Origin of the sequence: Microcella pacifica (assembly GCF_009371975.2) — a bacterium.
GTDB classification, from domain to species: domain Bacteria; phylum Actinomycetota; class Actinomycetes; order Actinomycetales; family Microbacteriaceae; genus Microcella; species Microcella pacifica.
In genome coordinates this window covers 16,759-30,299 of sequence record NZ_VIKT02000001.1, presented here as the reverse complement: position 1 = coordinate 30,299, position 13,541 = coordinate 16,759, and the positions used below count along the sequence as shown (strand labels likewise).

Here is a 13,541-nt window from a genome sequence, read left to right as displayed (position 1 = left end):
CTGTCTGAGTGTTGTCTGCGTGCTCCCAGTGAGTCGCCATACCCTTCGACTATGACCACTCTGCAGGGATCCTCCATCCTCGTCGTCGGAGCGACGGGCGGCCTCGGACGCCACCTGGCCCGCCAGCTCGCCGACGCCGGCGCGCACCTCACCCTCAGTGCGCGCTCGATGACCGACCTCGAAGCGCTCGGCATTCCCGGCCAGCTCGTGCCCGCCGACCTCACCGACCCGGGCGCCGCACGCACCCTCGTGGCGACGGCCGTCACGGCGCACGGCCAGCTCGACGGCATCGTCAACGCCGCGGGCGCGGTCGCCTTCGGCGCGCTCGCCGATACGGCCGACGACACGATCGAGGCGCTGTGGGAGATCAACGCCCTCGCCCCTATGAGGATGCTCAGGGCCGCCCTCCCCTCCCTGCGCGACAGTGCCGAGCAGGGCCGCGAGCCCTTCGTGCTCACGCTCAGCGGAGTGGTGAGCGAGCACCCCACCAACGGCATCGGCGCCTACTCGGCCGTCAAGTCTGCCCTCGCCGCGTACGTGCAGGTCGCCGCCCGCGAGGTGCGCCGGTCGGGCATCCGCGTCATCGATGCGCGCCCCGGCCACACGGAGACCGAGCTCTCGCGCCACCCGATCGCGGGCGAGACGCCGAAGTTCCCGACCGGCCTGGAGCCGGCGGCCGTCGCGCAGCGCATCGTCGAGGCGATCGTGGGAGACGAGAAGGATCTGCCGTCGACGGCGTTCAGCGAGGTGCCTGCCGCGAGCAGTCAGATGGTCAAGGCCGATGAGGCCACGCCGCCGACGGGTGCTCACCCGGCCGTCGCGATGGCCGCGCAGATGCCGCTCGAGACGGCCGAGTCGGCGCCGGCCGCCGGCTCGGCGGCGGAGGGCGGCTCGGCCCCGACGGCGGCCACCACGCATAGCGGGTCGCGATAGAGGCCGCCGCACGGGGCTCACCAGCTCGGCGATAGGCTGGGGCAGACATGATCGACGTTGACTTCTCTGAGCGCATCGGCGCCGCCCGCAGCACCTTTGCCGACATCCGTGCCGTCGTCGACGTCGACCGGCTGCAGTCAGAGATCGCCGCGCTGAGCGAGCAGGCCTCTGCCCCCGACCTCTGGGACGACACGTCGCACGCGCAGAAAGTCACGAGCGACCTCAGCCACCGCCAGACCGAGCTCGAGCGCATCGAGGCCCTGCAGCAGCGCCTCGACGACCTCGACGTGCTCATCGAGATGGCGAAGGAGGCCGACGACGAGGACGCCGCGGCCGAGTGCGCCGCCGAGCTCACGGCGATCGAGAAGACCCTCGGCGAGATGGAGGTGCGCACCCTCCTTGACGGCGAGTACGACGCGCGCCCGGCCGTCGTCACGATCCGCGCGGGGGCGGGCGGCGTCGACGCCGCAGACTTCGCCGACATGCTGCTGCGCATGTACCTGCGCTGGGCCGAGCAGCACGACTACTCGACGACCGTCATGGATATCTCCTACGCGGAGGAGGCGGGCATCAAGTCCGCAACCTTCGAGGTGGATGCGCCCCACGCCTTCGGCACCCTCAGTGTCGAGGCGGGTACGCACCGCCTCGTGCGCATGTCGCCCTTCGGCGCGGCGGGCAAGCGGCAGACGAGCTTCGCCGCGGTCGAGGTCATTCCGCTGCTCGAGGAGAGTGCGGCGATCGAGGTGCCCGAGACGGACATCCGGGTCGACGTGTTCCGCTCCTCCGGCCCGGGAGGGCAGTCGGTCAACACGACCGACTCGGCCGTGCGTATCACCCACTTGCCGACCGGTCTCGTCGTCTCGATGCAGAACGAGAAGAGCCAGATCCAGAACCGTGCCGCGGCCATGCGCGTGCTGCAGTCGCGCCTGCTCATCCTGCAGAAGGAGCAGGAGGCGGCCACGAAGAAGGAGCTGGCCGGCACGATCACGGCGAGCTGGGGCGACCAGATGCGCTCCTACGTGCTCGCGCCGTACCAGATGGTCAAAGATCTGCGCACGGAGTACGAGGTCAACAACCCCTCGGCGGTCTTCGACGGCGATCTCGACGGCTTCATCGCGGCCGGCATCAAGTGGCGCAAGCGCGCGCCCGTGGAGTAAGCACCGGCTGAGAAAAGCAACGCGGCAGGGTGTCGCACCGCGGCGTCGCTGGGGCGCCCGCATACTCTGATCGCGATGATTCGCTTCGAAGAGGTCACCAAGGTGTACCGCGGGACGGCTCGACCGGCGCTCAACGGCGTCAGCCTCGAGATTCTCAGCGGTGAGTTCGTGTTCCTCGTGGGCGCCTCCGGCTCGGGCAAGTCGACCTTCCTGCGCCTCGTGCTCAAGGAGGAGAAGCCGACGAGCGGGTCCATCCACGTGCTCGGGCAAGACCTCGGCGCGATCTCGAGCCGCAAGGTTCCGTACTTCCGCCGCAATCTCGGCGTCGTGTTCCAAGACTTCCGGCTACTGCCCAACAAGACCGTCTTCGCCAACGTCGCCTTCACGCTGCAGGTCATCGGCAAGAGCAAGGGCTTCATCCACGAGGCCGTGCCCGACGCCCTGCGCACCGTCGGCCTCGAGGGCAAGGAGGGGCGGTTTCCGCACGAGCTCTCCGGTGGAGAGCAACAGCGTGTCGCCATTGCGCGCGCCCTCGTCAACAAGCCCGCGATCATGCTCGCCGACGAGCCGACCGGCAACCTCGACCCGGCGACGAGCGCGGGCATCATGACCCTGCTCGAGCGCATCAATGCCAACGGCACGACCGTCATCATGGCCACGCACGACGCGGGCATCGTCGACCGCCTGCAGCGTCGCGTCATCGAGGTCATCGGCGGCCGCATCGTGCGCGACGAGCGCGGCGGCGGCTACCAGACGCAGGCGAATCCGATCCTGTCGCAGAATTTCGGGATGCCCGGCTCGGGCGCCCCCGCGGGCGCCACGACCGTCGGCTCGTCGACGGCAGGTGAGCCGCGATGAGGCTCGGTCTCGTTCTCAGCGAGGTCGGCCAGGGGTTGCGCCGCAACCTCTCCATGGTCGTCTCCGTCGTGCTCGTGACGTTCATCTCGCTCACCTTCGTCGGCGCGGCGATGCTGCTGCAGATGCAGATCACCGAGATGAAGTCGTACTGGTTCGACCGCGCTCAGGTCGCCGTATACCTGTGCACGGAGTTCGCGACGATCGGCGGGTGCGAGCAGCAGGCCGCGACGCCCGAGCAGATCGCCCAGGTGGAGGCGCAGCTGGAGTCCGCGACGCTCGCGCCGTTCATCGACACCTACTACTTCGAGACGCAGGAGGAGGCGTACGCCAACTTCCAGGACCAGTTCGCGGGCACCGCCGCCGCCGAGCTCGTCTCGCCGGAGTTCCTGCCCCCCGCCTTCTGGGTCGACCTCGTCGATGTCGACCAGAGCCAGATTCTCGTCGATGCCCTGGGCGGCCTCGCGGGCGTCGAGAGCATCGAGGACGAGCGGGCGTACCTCGACGGCGTCTTCGACATGCTCAACGCCTCGAGCATCACGGCGGTCGGCATCGCGGCGCTCATGCTCGTCGCCGCCGTTCTGCTCATCGCCACGACGATCCGGCTCAGCGCGTTCTCGCGCCGCCGGGAACTCGGCATCATGCGACTCGTCGGCGCCTCCAACCGCTTCATCCAGACGCCGTTCATCCTCGAGGGCGTCGTCGCCGCGCTCATCGGCTCGGCGCTCGCGGGGGTCGCGATCATCGCGATCGTGGAGTTCTTCGTGCAGGGCTACCTGACGGAGGCGCTGCCGCTCACCTCGCTCGTCGGTCTCGATGAGGCGCTGCTCGTCGCGCCCGTGCTGCTCGTGGCCGGAGCGCTGCTTGCCGCGGTCTCGGCGAACGTCGCGATCACGCGATACTTGCGCGTCTGATCGAATCCGCACCGGCGCGGGTATGCTGGAGGGCTGCCGCGATACGCGCGGTGAGCATCCGCATCGGGCGTGAACGGGAGGTGAGCGACGTGCCGAAGGAAGAGGGCAGGAAGGTTGTCGCGACCAACCGCAAGGCGCGCCACGACTACACGATCGAGGACACCTACGAGGCCGGTCTCGTGCTGAGCGGCACCGAGGTCAAGTCCTTGCGCATGGGCCGCGCGAGCCTCGTCGACGGCTACGGCTTCATCGACGGCGGTGAGGCGTGGCTCGACGCCGTGCACATTCCCGAGTACACGCAGGGCACGTGGACCAACCACCCGCCCCGCCGCAAGCGCAAGATGCTGCTGCACAAGGCGCAGATCATCAAGATCAGCCAGAAGACGCAGGAGGGCGGCTATACGCTCGTGCCGCTGAGCATCTACTTCAGCGACGGCCGCGCGAAGGTCGAGCTCGCGGTGGCCAAGGGCAAGCGCGAGTACGACAAGCGGCATGCGCTGCGCGAGAAGCAGGACAAGCGCGAGGCCGAGCGCGCCATGCGACTGCGCAACATTCGCGGCGAGTAGCGCACCGCGCTGGCACCGGCTTCCAGTCGGGCGAGCGTAGGCTGAACCCTCGTGACGAACGACGCGCGCGCAGCAGAACCCCAGATGGATGATCGCACTCGCTGGAGGGCCTTCGCCGTCGCGGTGTCGGTCGCCTCTCTCACGATCCTCGACCTCTCGAAGGTCAACGTGGGGGTGCCGGCGATCGAGGATGCCTTCGGCGCGGGCCCGACCGAGATCCAGATCATCATCGCCGGGTACATCCTCGCGTTCGGCGTCGTCCTCGTGCCAGCAGGCCGCTACGGCGATCAGCATTCGCGTCGCCGCATGTTCCTCTTCGGCCTCGTCGTCTTCCTCATCGCGAGCCTCCTGTGCGCGGTCGCGCCCACCGTGGAGGTGCTCGCGGGCTCGCGCATCCTGCAGGGCGTCGCCGCCGGTCTCCTCATGCCGCAGGTGCTCGGCCTCATCCAGCAGCTCTTCCAGGGGCCGGCGCGCGGGCGAGCCTTCGGTGTCTTCGGGGCCGTCATCGGGCTCTCGACGGCTTTCGGGCCGACCCTGGGCGGGCTCTTCGTCGACCTCGGCGGTGACGACCTCGGGTGGCGGCTCATCTTCTGGATGAACGTGCCGCTCGTCATCGGGCTCTTCCCCTTCGCCTACAAGCTCCTGCCGCGCACGCAGCCGGCGAGCAGCGGCTCGCGCGACCTCGACCTCGTCGGCACGGCCCTTCTGGGCGTCGCCGTGCTCAGCCTCATGCTGCCGTTCGTGCTGACGACCGGCGGCCCCGACGACGATCCCGCCCGGTGGGCATGGCTGGCCGTCTTCGCCCTCTCGGGTGCCGCCTTCGTGTGGTGGGAGCGGCGCTACGCGCGATCCGGCCGCTCGGCCATCGTCGATTTCGCCCTCTTCCGCGTGACGAGCTACCGCAACGGCACCCTCCTCGCTGTCGCGTACTTCGCTGCTATGCCGGCGATGTTCCTCACCCTGACCCTCTTCCTGCAGCTCGGGCAGGGTCTTGCCGCGGTCTTCGCGGGCATGGTGACGATCCCCTTCGCGCTCATGATGGCGCTCAGCTCGTTCTACTCTGGCCGCGTCGTCGAGCGTTACGGTCGCGGGCTCGTCGTCACGGGCCTCGCCATCGTCTTCGTCGGCTTCGGCCTCGTGCTCGTCTCCGTTCTCGTCCTGCCGGCCGCCGCCGTGCCGTGGGCGGTCGCGATCGCCATGGGCATCGCGGGCACGGGCGGCGGCGCCGTCATCGCACCGAACCAGACACTGGCCCTCGCCGACATTCCGGTCACGTCGGGCGGTGTCGCGGGCTCGATTCAGCAGGTGGGGCAGAGGGTCGGCACGGCTGTCGGCCTCGCGGCGGCGACCGCGGCCTTCTACGTGACGGTCTACGCCGAGACGGGAACCGAGACCGAGATCGTCGTCTACCAGGACGCCTACCTGCACGCCGCTCTCGTCATCCTCGGCTTCATCGCCATCGCGCTCGCATTCGCCCTGGCCGACCTGCGCGCGCGGAGCGTGGGTGCCATGCACACGCTCCAGGACGCGCGCACGACCTAGCCGGCGCGGGGCAGAGTCGACGCACCAGTCTGGCTCCTGCCCCGAGCATCCCGTATACTGAAGGGCTACGTCGGCAACGGCGTTCGAGTGCGCCGGGTGACCGGCCGCACGTTCTCAACTCCACAGCGCGTGACAGCGACCCTCTCTCGGCACCCTCGGGTGCTCGGAGTGACGCACGGGGATGATCGGTTTCGACATTGCCTGCGAGACGAAGAGAAGCGGGTCGAGGATGCAGAGTTATCTCGTTAACGATCTCTGTAACCAACAGGTGCCGATTCCAAGCGCACCGACTTCGCTCTCGCCGCCTAAGGCAGAGTAGATAGTCCGTCAGCCCGGGTACGTCTCCGCCCCGGTCGCTGGCGTCATTGAGGAGACTTGCTGCGTGCCTGCGTCTCAGGAGCACGTGGGACTTTCACTGAGGCTGGGCTCGTCGACCTAGGTGTCTGCGACAAAGGTCGGAGCCGAGTAGAACGCTTTCCGCAGACTACGCCCGTAGAAGACTTCGAATCACAGCAGTGGACGGGGGTTCAATTCCCCCCATCTCCACCACCGGCCGCTGTCACGCGCTGAGGATGCTCTGCTCGCGCCGCGCGATGTCAGACTGTGCGCATGCGCACCCTTCTCAACGTCATCTGGCTCGTACTCTCCGGCTTCTGGTTGTTCCTCGGCTGGATGCTCGCGGCGGTCATCATGTTCGTGCTCATCGTCACGATCCCGTGGGGTATCGCCGCCGCCCGCATCGGCGTCTACTCGCTGTGGCCGTTCGGCAAGCGCGTCGTCGAGACCCCGACCTCAGGCTTCTGGGCGCTCATCGGCAACATCATCTGGGTGGTGCTCGCCGGCTGGTGGGTCGCGCTGGGCCACATCATCACGGCTATCCCGCTCGCGATCACGATCATCGGCATTCCCTTCGCGATCGCGAACATCAAGATGGTGCCCGTGGCGCTGCTGCCCCTCGGCAAGCGCATCGTCGACATCGACTGAGCTTCGAGCTGGCGAGCTGCATCACGAAAGCCCGGCGCGTGTCAAGAAACCTTGACACGGTGTCGAACATCCTTTACTGTCGGAGTGTCAAGAAAACCTGACATTCCCCCTCAGTGAAGGAGCGCCTCATGGCGTACGAAGAAAAGGGAGCGTGGGTCGGCCTCATCGTCGGCATCATCACGTTCATCGTGTACCTCTCGGTGCTGCTCACGCGCGCCGCGGGCGGTCCGCTCGAGCAGACCCCCTACGTCGACGCGATGCTGTGGAGCATCGGCGCCGGGATCGTCGCGGTCATCATCGTGACGATCCTCGTCTCGATCGCCACGCATCGCGACGGCACGCAGACCGATATCCGTGACAAGCAGATCAGCGCACGTGCCGAGTTCACCTCCCGCGGCCTCCTCATCCTGGGGGCGCTCGCCGCGCTCGTGCTCGCCATGCTCGAGGCCGACTACTTCTGGATCGCCCACGCGATCTTCCTGGGGTTCATCCTCGCCGGCATTCTCGAGGGCGTCACGAAGGTCGCGCTCTACCGCGGGGGCGTGCCCGCATGGTGAAGCCCACGAAGGTGACCAACGCCATCCGCGCCTTGCGGTTCGCGCACGGCGAGCTCACGCAAGCGCAGCTCGCCGAGGCCGTGGGCGTCACGCGGCAGACGATCATCGCGATCGAGCAGGGCAAGTACTCGCCCTCGCTCGAGCTCGCCTTCCAGATCGCGAACGTCTTCGGTGTGCCGCTCGACGAGGTCTTCCAGTACCCCGCCGAGTCGGCGGCTTCCGCCTCGGGGGGTGCACGATGAGGGCGGTCGTCCAGCGCGGCTACGGGGGCCCCGAGCGCCTGAGCGTCGAGCAGCGGCCCGTGCCCGACCCCGGTCGCGGCCAGGTGCGCGTGCGCGTCGAGGCGGTGAGCCCGGACTCGGGAACGCTGCACATCCTGACTGGAGAGCCGCGAGTGCTGCGCCCCGTCGTCGGCCAGCGCACCCCGCGGCAGCCCGTCATCGGCCTCGCTTTCGCGGGAGTCGTCGAGCACCTCGGCGAGGGCGTCGAGGGGCTCGCGGTCGGCGACCGTGTGGCCGGCGCGGCCTCCGCGGCGTTCGCCGAACTCGTGGTCGCGCGCGCCGACCGCGTGGCGCGCATCCCGGATTCTGTCTCGAGCATCGATGCCGCGACGCTGCCGATCTCGGCGAGCACCGCGCTGCAGACCGTGCGCGACGTCGCGCGCGTCGAGGCCGGCCAGCGCGTGCTCGTGATCGGCGCCGGCGGGGGAGTGGGGTCGTTCCTCACCCAGCTCGCCACGATGAGGGGAGCGCACGTGACGGCGGTCGTGAGCCCCGCGAAGTCTGCCCTCGCTCGCGAGCTCGGCGCCGAGCGCACGATCGACTACCGCGTGACGCCCGACCCCGCGCAGTGGGGCGCGCATGACGTCGTCATCGACACGGCCGACGGCCGCCCGCTCTCGGTGCTGCGTCGCGCGCTGTCGCCGCGCGGCACTCTCGTGATCGTGGGCGCCGACGGGGCGGGCGGGCCCATGCTGGACGGGCTCCAGCGTCAGCTGTTCGCCTCGCTGCAGAGCCCCTGGGTGCGGCACCGGCTCACGAGCGTCGTGCAGCGCGAGAACGGGCCAGACATCGCCGTGCTGCTCGACGACCTTGCGAGCGGTCGCCTCCGCGCGCCCGTCGACCGCGTGCTCACCCTCGAGGATGCGCCCGAGGCTCTGCGGCTCATGGCCGAGCGCGCCGTGGCCGGCAAGCTCGTCCTGACGGTCTAGCGGCCGCGGCTACCGGTGGGTTCTGTGGCTACCGGGACGCTACTCGCCTGCCCCCTCGAGGGTGCCCGTGAGGGGCTCGCCCGAGGGGTCGTAGACGAGGCACAGGATCTCGCGGTCGCCGCCCGCCCAGCTGCTCTCCGTCGGGTGGTAGTAGCTGAAGTCGTAGCGCGACTCGAGATAGTCGATGCCGATGAACTCGGTGTAGCCCGCGAGGCAGGCCGCGTCGGCCTCCTGCACGATCGTGTCGATGCCGGGGAAGTCGGTGTCGCCCAGGATGTAGGAGGCGTAGATCTCGCTGTCGTGCGGGTCGGCGCACGGCACGGTCGGCACGGCGGTGACGGTGTCGCCGATCTCGCCGTCGTTGAGGCAGTCGCCGACCTGCAGCGAGAAGACGTCGGTCTCGTCATTGCCCTCGATGACCTGGCCGTCACTGTCGCGCACGGCCTGGTTGCCCGCCGTGAAGACGTCGAGCAGGCTGCATCCGCTCAGGGCCAGCCCGGCCGTGAGGGCGAGGACGACGGCGAGGAGTCGGCGGCTGGCAGGGCGCGTGCGCTGAGCAGACATGCCTGGATCCTACCGAGAACGCACGCGCGCGAGCACGTCGTCGTGCAGCACGCCGTTGGTCGCGAGCGCACTACCGTGCCACGGGCCGGTCTCGCCGTCGAGGGAGGTGAAGCGGCCGCCCGCCTCCTCGACGATCGGCTGTAGGGCCGCCATGTCGTAGGGCTGCAGGTCGAATTCGCCCGCGATGTCGATCGCGCCCTCGGCAACGAGCATGTACGACCACATGTCGCCGATGGCGCTCGCCCGCCACACCGTCCTCGTGAGGTCGAGCAGCTGATCCAGGCGCCCCTCGTCATCCCAGCCGCGCAGGCTGTTGTAGCTCAAGCGCGCATCGGCGAGCTCGCTCACGCCGCTGACCTGCAGGCGCCGGGGCTCCGCATCCGCCGCGTCGCGCGCCCAGGCGCCCTGCCCGCGCGCGCCCCACCAGCGCCGCCCGAGCGCGGGTGCGCTCACGACGCCGACGGCGGGCACGCCGTCGATCGCGAGCCCGATGAGCGTGCCCCAGATGGGCACACCGCGCAGAAAGTTCGCCGTGCCGTCGATGGGGTCGATGATCCACTGGCGGTGCGCGCCGGCCCCGTGTCCCTCGTGGGTGCCGTACTCCTCACCCAGGATGCCGTCGTCGGCGCGGCTCGCGGCGAGCCCGTCGCGAATGGCCTTCTCGACCGCCTGGTCGGCGTCGGTGACGGGCGTGCGGTCGGGCTTCGTCGAGACGACGAGGTCGAGGGAGCGGAAGCGCGGCAGCGAGATCGCGTCGGCGGCGTCGGCGAGGCGCAGGGCGAGGGCGAGGTCGTCGGCGGCGGTGTCGTTCGGTGCGGGGTCGTGCGGTGCAGTGGTGTCGGTCACTCGCCCAGGCTATCGGCGGTGCCGCGTCCGCGCGGCGAGCGCAGGGTCGTCAGCAGCCGCTGCAGCGAGTCGAGCCGTTGCGGCCCGAGCTCACCGAGCTCCCCGCGCGCGGCTCGCTCGACGAGCTCGCAGTCGGGGGCGTCCGGAAGGTGCGTGCACCCGCGCGGGCAGGCGGCGGCGACGTCGGCGAGGTCGCCGAACGCGCGCAGGATGTTCTCCGGGTCGACGTGCCCGAGGCCGAAGGAGCGCACGCCGGGGGTGTCGATGATCCAGCCGCCCTCGGGCAGGCGCAGCGACACGGTCGAGGAGGACGTGTGCCGCCCCCGACCGGTGACGGCGTTGACGACTCCGACGGCCCGGTCGGCGCCGGGCACGAGGGCGTTGACGAGCGTCGACTTGCCGACGCCGGAGTGCCCGACCGCCACGGTCGTGCGCCCCCGCAGTCTCTCGAGCAGAGCAGCGACGGGCGGATGCTCGGGGGTACTGGTGACGACCTGCAGGTCGAGGCCGGTGAAGTGCGCGAGGAAGGCGCTCGGGTCGGCGAGGTCGACCTTCGTGATGACGAGCAACGGCGTGATGCCCGCGTCGAAGGCCGCGACGAGGTACCGGTCGACGAGCCGAGGTCGCGGCGCCGGGTCGGCGGCAGCGACGACGATGAGCAGCTGGTCGGCGTTGGCGACGATGATGCGCTCGACGGCGTCGGTGTCGTCGGCACTGCGCCGCAGCAGGGTGCGGCGCTCGTGCACGCGCACGATGCGGGCGAGCGAGCCCTCATCTCCTGTGACGTCGCCGACGAGGTCGACGCGGTCTCCCGTCACGATCGACTGCTTGCGCAGCTCACGGGCTCGGGTCGCGGTCACCGTGCGCTCGGCGTCCTCGCCCTCGTCGACGAGCACGGTGTAGCGGCCTCGGTCGACCGTCGTGACGCGCGCGACGACGGCGTCGTCGTGGGCGGGCCGCTGCTTCGAGCGCGGCCGGTTCGCCTTGGGGTTCGGCCGAGCGCGGTAGTCGACGTCGTCGTACTCCTCGTACGGCTCCTCAGTGTCGGGCGGCAGCCAGCTCACGGCGTGGAATCGCCCCCGTTGGTGGCCAGCATGCGCTGCCACAGTTCGGGAAACTGCGGCAGCGTCTTCGCCGTCGTCCCGATGTCGTCGATCTCGACGTCGTCGACCGCGAGCCCGACGATGGCACCCGCCGTCGCCATGCGGTGATCCTCGTACGCGCGCCAGGGGCCACCGTGCAGGGTCGCCGGGGTCACCGCCACGCCGTCCTCGAGTTCCACAGCCTCCCCGCCGACGGCGGAGATCTCGGCGACGAGGGCGGCGAGCCGATTCGTCTCGTGGCCTCGCAGGTGCTCGATGCCGCGGAAGGTGCTCGGGCTCGAGGCGAGCGCGGCGAGCGCGATGAGCGCGGGTGCGAGCTCGCCCCCCGTGGAGAGATCGAGGTCGACGCCGGGGAACGAGGCTCCGCCGCACACACCGTCGCCTCCGTCGACCACGAGAGTGCCGCCCTCGCGGTGCACGCGCGCGCCGAATCGGGGTAGGAGGTGCTCGAGGTCGGCGCCCACCTGGGTCGTCGACTCGGGCCAGTCCTCGATCGCGACGGTGCCGCCCGCGACGATGGCGGCGACGAGGAAGGGCGCGGCGTTGGAGAGGTCGGGTTCGATGTCGGTCTCGGTCGCCGCGATGGGGCCGGGATGCACGGCCCACAGCCCCGGCTCAGGGTTGTCGACCTGCACGCCCCGCCGCCGCAGGGTCTCGATCGTCATGGCGATGTGCGGGAGGGAAGGCAGGCGCTCACCGGTGTGCCGCAGAACGAGGCCGCGCTCGAACCGGGGTGCCGCGAGCAGGAGCCCCGACACGAACTGGCTCGACGCGGAGGCGTCGATGGAGAGCTCGCCGCCCTGCACGGATCCCGACCCCCACAGGCTGAACGGAAGGGCTCCGCGACCGTCGTCGTTGACGTCGACTCCGAGAGCCCGCAGGGCCTCGATCGTCGCGCGCATGGGTCGACGCCGCGCAGCCTCGTCGCCGTCGAAGGCCACGGGGCCGAGCGCCAGCGCGGCGAGAGGGGGGAGGAAGCGCATGACCGTGCCCGCGAGCCCGCAGTCGATCGTCGTGCTGCCCGACAGCTCGTCGGGCGGGGTGATGCGCAGGTCGGGGCCGAACCCGCCGTCCCCGTCGATGCGCTCGATCTCGACGCCGAGAGAGCGCAGTGCCTCGATCATGAGCTCGGAGTCGCGCGAGATGAGCGGCCGCCGCAGCACCGAGGTGCCGTCGGCGAGGGCGGCGAGCACGAGCTCGCGATTCGTGAGGCTCTTCGAGCCGGGCAGGCTCAGTCGCGCCTGCAGGGGGTGGCTCGCGCGCGGTGCGCGCCAGGCTCCGCCCGCGGGGGGAGCGTCGGAGGCCTCGGATCGATCCTCGTCGCCGTAGGGAGAGAATCGCGGGCTGGAATAGGTGAAGACCTGCATCGGTTACCTACAGTATCGGCCCGCACGATCACTCACCGAAGGGAGCACTCTATGGCGACGAGCCTTCTCGAGGCACCCGCACGGCCCTCGACAGTAGAGTGGGCCCTGATGAGCGACGAGTTGAGCGAGAGACGACGGCTGTTCCACGACCAGGCTCTGCCTCTCATGGATCAGCTCTACGGTGCGGCCATGCGTATGACGCGGAATCCGGCGGATGCGGCCGACCTCGTGCAGGAGACCTTCGTGAAGGCGTTCGCTGCTTTCGGGCAGTTCGAGCAGGGCACGAACATCAAGGCGTGGCTCTACCGGATCCTCACCAACACCTACATCAACATCTATCGCAAGAAGCAGCGCGACCCCTATCAGGGCACGATCGACGAGCTTGAGGACTGGCAGCTCGGTGGCGCCGAGTCGGCGACCACGACGGTCACGCGATCAGCGGAGGCCGAGGCGATCGACCGCATGCCGTCGAGCGCCGTCAAGGATGCTCTGCAATCGATCCCCGAAGACTTCCGCCTCGCGGTGTACCTCGCCGACGTGGAGGGGTTCGCGTACCAGGAGATCGCCGACATCATGAAGACTCCCGTCGGAACCGTCATGAGCCGCCTCCACCGCGGCCGACGGTTGCTGAGGGAGCTGCTCGCCGACTATGCCCGCGAGCGCGGCATGACCGCGTCGACCATTCCGGCGAGCACCGCGAGAAAGGGCACGACATGACGGACTGCGGTTGCGACAAGGCCAAGGCAGAGCTCGAGGAGTTTCTGCACAACGAGTTGAGTGCCGCCGAGTGCGCCGACATTCGCGAGCACCTCGCGAACTGCGACGACTGCTCGGCCGAGCACCTCGTGGGGCTCACCCTCAGCAGCAAGGTCAAGGAGGCGTGTCAGGAGACCGCCCCCGACGACCTCAAGGCGATGATCGTGGCGCGCTTGAGCTAAAGCAC

The 13,541-nt window shown here is 69.6% G+C and carries 16 protein-coding genes and 1 other RNA gene; 13 read left to right on the top strand and 4 right to left on the bottom strand.

The features are described 5' to 3' along the window. Nucleotides 1-51: 51 nt before the first annotated feature. From FK219_RS00145 to FK219_RS00095, 11 genes are all read left to right on the top strand, one after another. Nucleotides 52-933 (top strand): SDR family NAD(P)-dependent oxidoreductase, encoded by an 882-nt coding sequence (locus FK219_RS00145; RefSeq protein WP_152581884.1) that lies wholly within the window; start codon nt 52-54, stop codon nt 931-933. A 47-nt stretch (nt 934-980) separates the two neighbouring features. Continuing rightward, the gene (gene prfB / locus FK219_RS00140; RefSeq protein ID WP_152581883.1) at nt 981-2,090 is read left to right on the top strand and encodes a peptide chain release factor 2; all 1,110 of its coding nucleotides are present in this window, start codon (nt 981-983) and stop codon (nt 2,088-2,090) included. A 75-nt stretch (nt 2,091-2,165) separates the two neighbouring features. After that, nucleotides 2,166-2,948 carry a cell division ATP-binding protein FtsE gene (gene ftsE, locus FK219_RS00135; protein WP_152581882.1) on the top strand — a complete coding sequence of 261 codons (783 nt, stop codon included), beginning with the start codon at nt 2,166-2,168 and terminating at the stop codon, nt 2,946-2,948. Next, entirely contained in the window at nt 2,945-3,859 is a 915-nt protein-coding gene (gene ftsX, locus FK219_RS00130; protein WP_152581881.1) for a permease-like cell division protein FtsX, read from the top strand. Before ftsE ends, ftsX begins: the two co-directional genes overlap by 4 nt. Nucleotides 3,860-3,948: 89 nt before the next feature. Further along, nucleotides 3,949-4,425, top strand: coding sequence for an SsrA-binding protein SmpB (gene smpB, locus FK219_RS00125; RefSeq protein ID WP_152582035.1), 477 nt, complete (start codon nt 3,949-3,951; stop codon nt 4,423-4,425). 51 nt (nt 4,426-4,476) lie between these two features. Next, nucleotides 4,477-5,967, top strand: coding sequence for an MFS transporter (locus FK219_RS00120; protein ID WP_328821537.1), 1,491 nt, complete (start codon nt 4,477-4,479; stop codon nt 5,965-5,967). A gap of 177 nt (nt 5,968-6,144) precedes the next feature. Further along, nucleotides 6,145-6,516, top strand: a transfer-messenger RNA (tmRNA) gene (ssrA, locus tag FK219_RS00115). 60 nt (nt 6,517-6,576) lie between these two features. Further along, the gene (locus FK219_RS00110; protein WP_152581880.1) at nt 6,577-6,951 is read left to right on the top strand and encodes a YccF domain-containing protein; all 375 of its coding nucleotides are present in this window, start codon (nt 6,577-6,579) and stop codon (nt 6,949-6,951) included. Between the two features lie 128 nt (nt 6,952-7,079). Continuing rightward, nucleotides 7,080-7,508 (top strand): hypothetical protein, encoded by a 429-nt coding sequence (locus FK219_RS00105; protein WP_152581879.1) that lies wholly within the window; start codon nt 7,080-7,082, stop codon nt 7,506-7,508. Beyond that, nucleotides 7,502-7,750 carry a helix-turn-helix transcriptional regulator gene (locus tag FK219_RS00100; RefSeq protein ID WP_152581878.1) on the top strand — a complete coding sequence of 83 codons (249 nt, stop codon included), beginning with the start codon at nt 7,502-7,504 and terminating at the stop codon, nt 7,748-7,750. The genes FK219_RS00105 and FK219_RS00100 overlap by 7 nt, the downstream gene beginning before the upstream one ends. Further along, nucleotides 7,747-8,718 carry an NAD(P)-dependent alcohol dehydrogenase gene (locus FK219_RS00095; RefSeq protein WP_152581877.1) on the top strand — a complete coding sequence of 324 codons (972 nt, stop codon included), beginning with the start codon at nt 7,747-7,749 and terminating at the stop codon, nt 8,716-8,718. Before FK219_RS00100 ends, FK219_RS00095 begins: the two co-directional genes overlap by 4 nt. Before the next feature lie 39 nt (nt 8,719-8,757). Here FK219_RS00095 and FK219_RS00090 read toward each other — a convergent pair whose 3' ends face one another. From FK219_RS00090 to aroA, 4 genes are read right to left on the bottom strand one after another with little or no spacing between them, the layout of a single operon-like run. After that, complete coding sequence (locus FK219_RS00090; RefSeq protein ID WP_152581876.1) at nt 8,758-9,282, bottom strand: septum formation family protein; 525 nt, start codon at nt 9,280-9,282, stop codon at nt 8,758-8,760. A gap of 9 nt (nt 9,283-9,291) precedes the next feature. Then, the gene (gene hisN, locus FK219_RS00085; RefSeq protein ID WP_152581875.1) at nt 9,292-10,128 is read right to left on the bottom strand and encodes a histidinol-phosphatase; all 837 of its coding nucleotides are present in this window, start codon (nt 10,126-10,128) and stop codon (nt 9,292-9,294) included. After that, a complete protein-coding gene (gene rsgA / locus FK219_RS00080; RefSeq protein WP_152581874.1) occupies nt 10,125-11,192 on the bottom strand; it encodes a ribosome small subunit-dependent GTPase A in 1,068 nt (355 codons plus the stop codon). The genes hisN and rsgA overlap by 4 nt, the downstream gene beginning before the upstream one ends. After that, nucleotides 11,189-12,598: a 3-phosphoshikimate 1-carboxyvinyltransferase gene (gene aroA / locus FK219_RS00075; RefSeq protein ID WP_152581873.1), complete on the bottom strand. Its 1,410-nt coding sequence runs from the start codon at nt 12,596-12,598 to the stop codon at nt 11,189-11,191. The genes rsgA and aroA overlap by 4 nt, the downstream gene beginning before the upstream one ends. A gap of 108 nt (nt 12,599-12,706) precedes the next feature. On the opposite strand from aroA, the gene FK219_RS00070 reads away from it, so the two are divergent. Together FK219_RS00070 and FK219_RS00065 are read left to right on the top strand one after the other, a co-directional pair. Next, nucleotides 12,707-13,315 carry a sigma-70 family RNA polymerase sigma factor gene (locus tag FK219_RS00070; protein ID WP_179873474.1) on the top strand — a complete coding sequence of 203 codons (609 nt, stop codon included), beginning with the start codon at nt 12,707-12,709 and terminating at the stop codon, nt 13,313-13,315. Further along, nucleotides 13,312-13,536: a zf-HC2 domain-containing protein gene (locus FK219_RS00065; protein ID WP_152581871.1), complete on the top strand. Its 225-nt coding sequence runs from the start codon at nt 13,312-13,314 to the stop codon at nt 13,534-13,536. Before FK219_RS00070 ends, FK219_RS00065 begins: the two co-directional genes overlap by 4 nt. Nucleotides 13,537-13,541: the final 5 nt, after the last annotated feature.

Coding starts and splice junctions, on each gene's coding strand:
- FK219_RS00145 (WP_152581884.1), top strand. CDS start 52: ATGACCACTCTGCAGGGATCCTCCATCCTCGTCGTCGGAGCGACGGGC.
- prfB (WP_152581883.1), top strand. CDS start 981: ATGATCGACGTTGACTTCTCTGAGCGCATCGGCGCCGCCCGCAGCACC.
- ftsE (WP_152581882.1), top strand. CDS start 2,166: ATGATTCGCTTCGAAGAGGTCACCAAGGTGTACCGCGGGACGGCTCGA.
- ftsX (WP_152581881.1), top strand. CDS start 2,945: ATGAGGCTCGGTCTCGTTCTCAGCGAGGTCGGCCAGGGGTTGCGCCGC.
- FK219_RS00110 (WP_152581880.1), top strand. CDS start 6,577: ATGCGCACCCTTCTCAACGTCATCTGGCTCGTACTCTCCGGCTTCTGG.
- FK219_RS00105 (WP_152581879.1), top strand. CDS start 7,080: ATGGCGTACGAAGAAAAGGGAGCGTGGGTCGGCCTCATCGTCGGCATC.
- FK219_RS00100 (WP_152581878.1), top strand. CDS start 7,502: ATGGTGAAGCCCACGAAGGTGACCAACGCCATCCGCGCCTTGCGGTTC.
- FK219_RS00095 (WP_152581877.1), top strand. CDS start 7,747: ATGAGGGCGGTCGTCCAGCGCGGCTACGGGGGCCCCGAGCGCCTGAGC.
- FK219_RS00090 (WP_152581876.1), bottom strand. CDS start 9,282: ATGTCTGCTCAGCGCACGCGCCCTGCCAGCCGCCGACTCCTCGCCGTC.
- aroA (WP_152581873.1), bottom strand. CDS start 12,598: ATGCAGGTCTTCACCTATTCCAGCCCGCGATTCTCTCCCTACGGCGAC.
- FK219_RS00070 (WP_179873474.1), top strand. CDS start 12,707: ATGAGCGACGAGTTGAGCGAGAGACGACGGCTGTTCCACGACCAGGCT.
- FK219_RS00065 (WP_152581871.1), top strand. CDS start 13,312: ATGACGGACTGCGGTTGCGACAAGGCCAAGGCAGAGCTCGAGGAGTTT.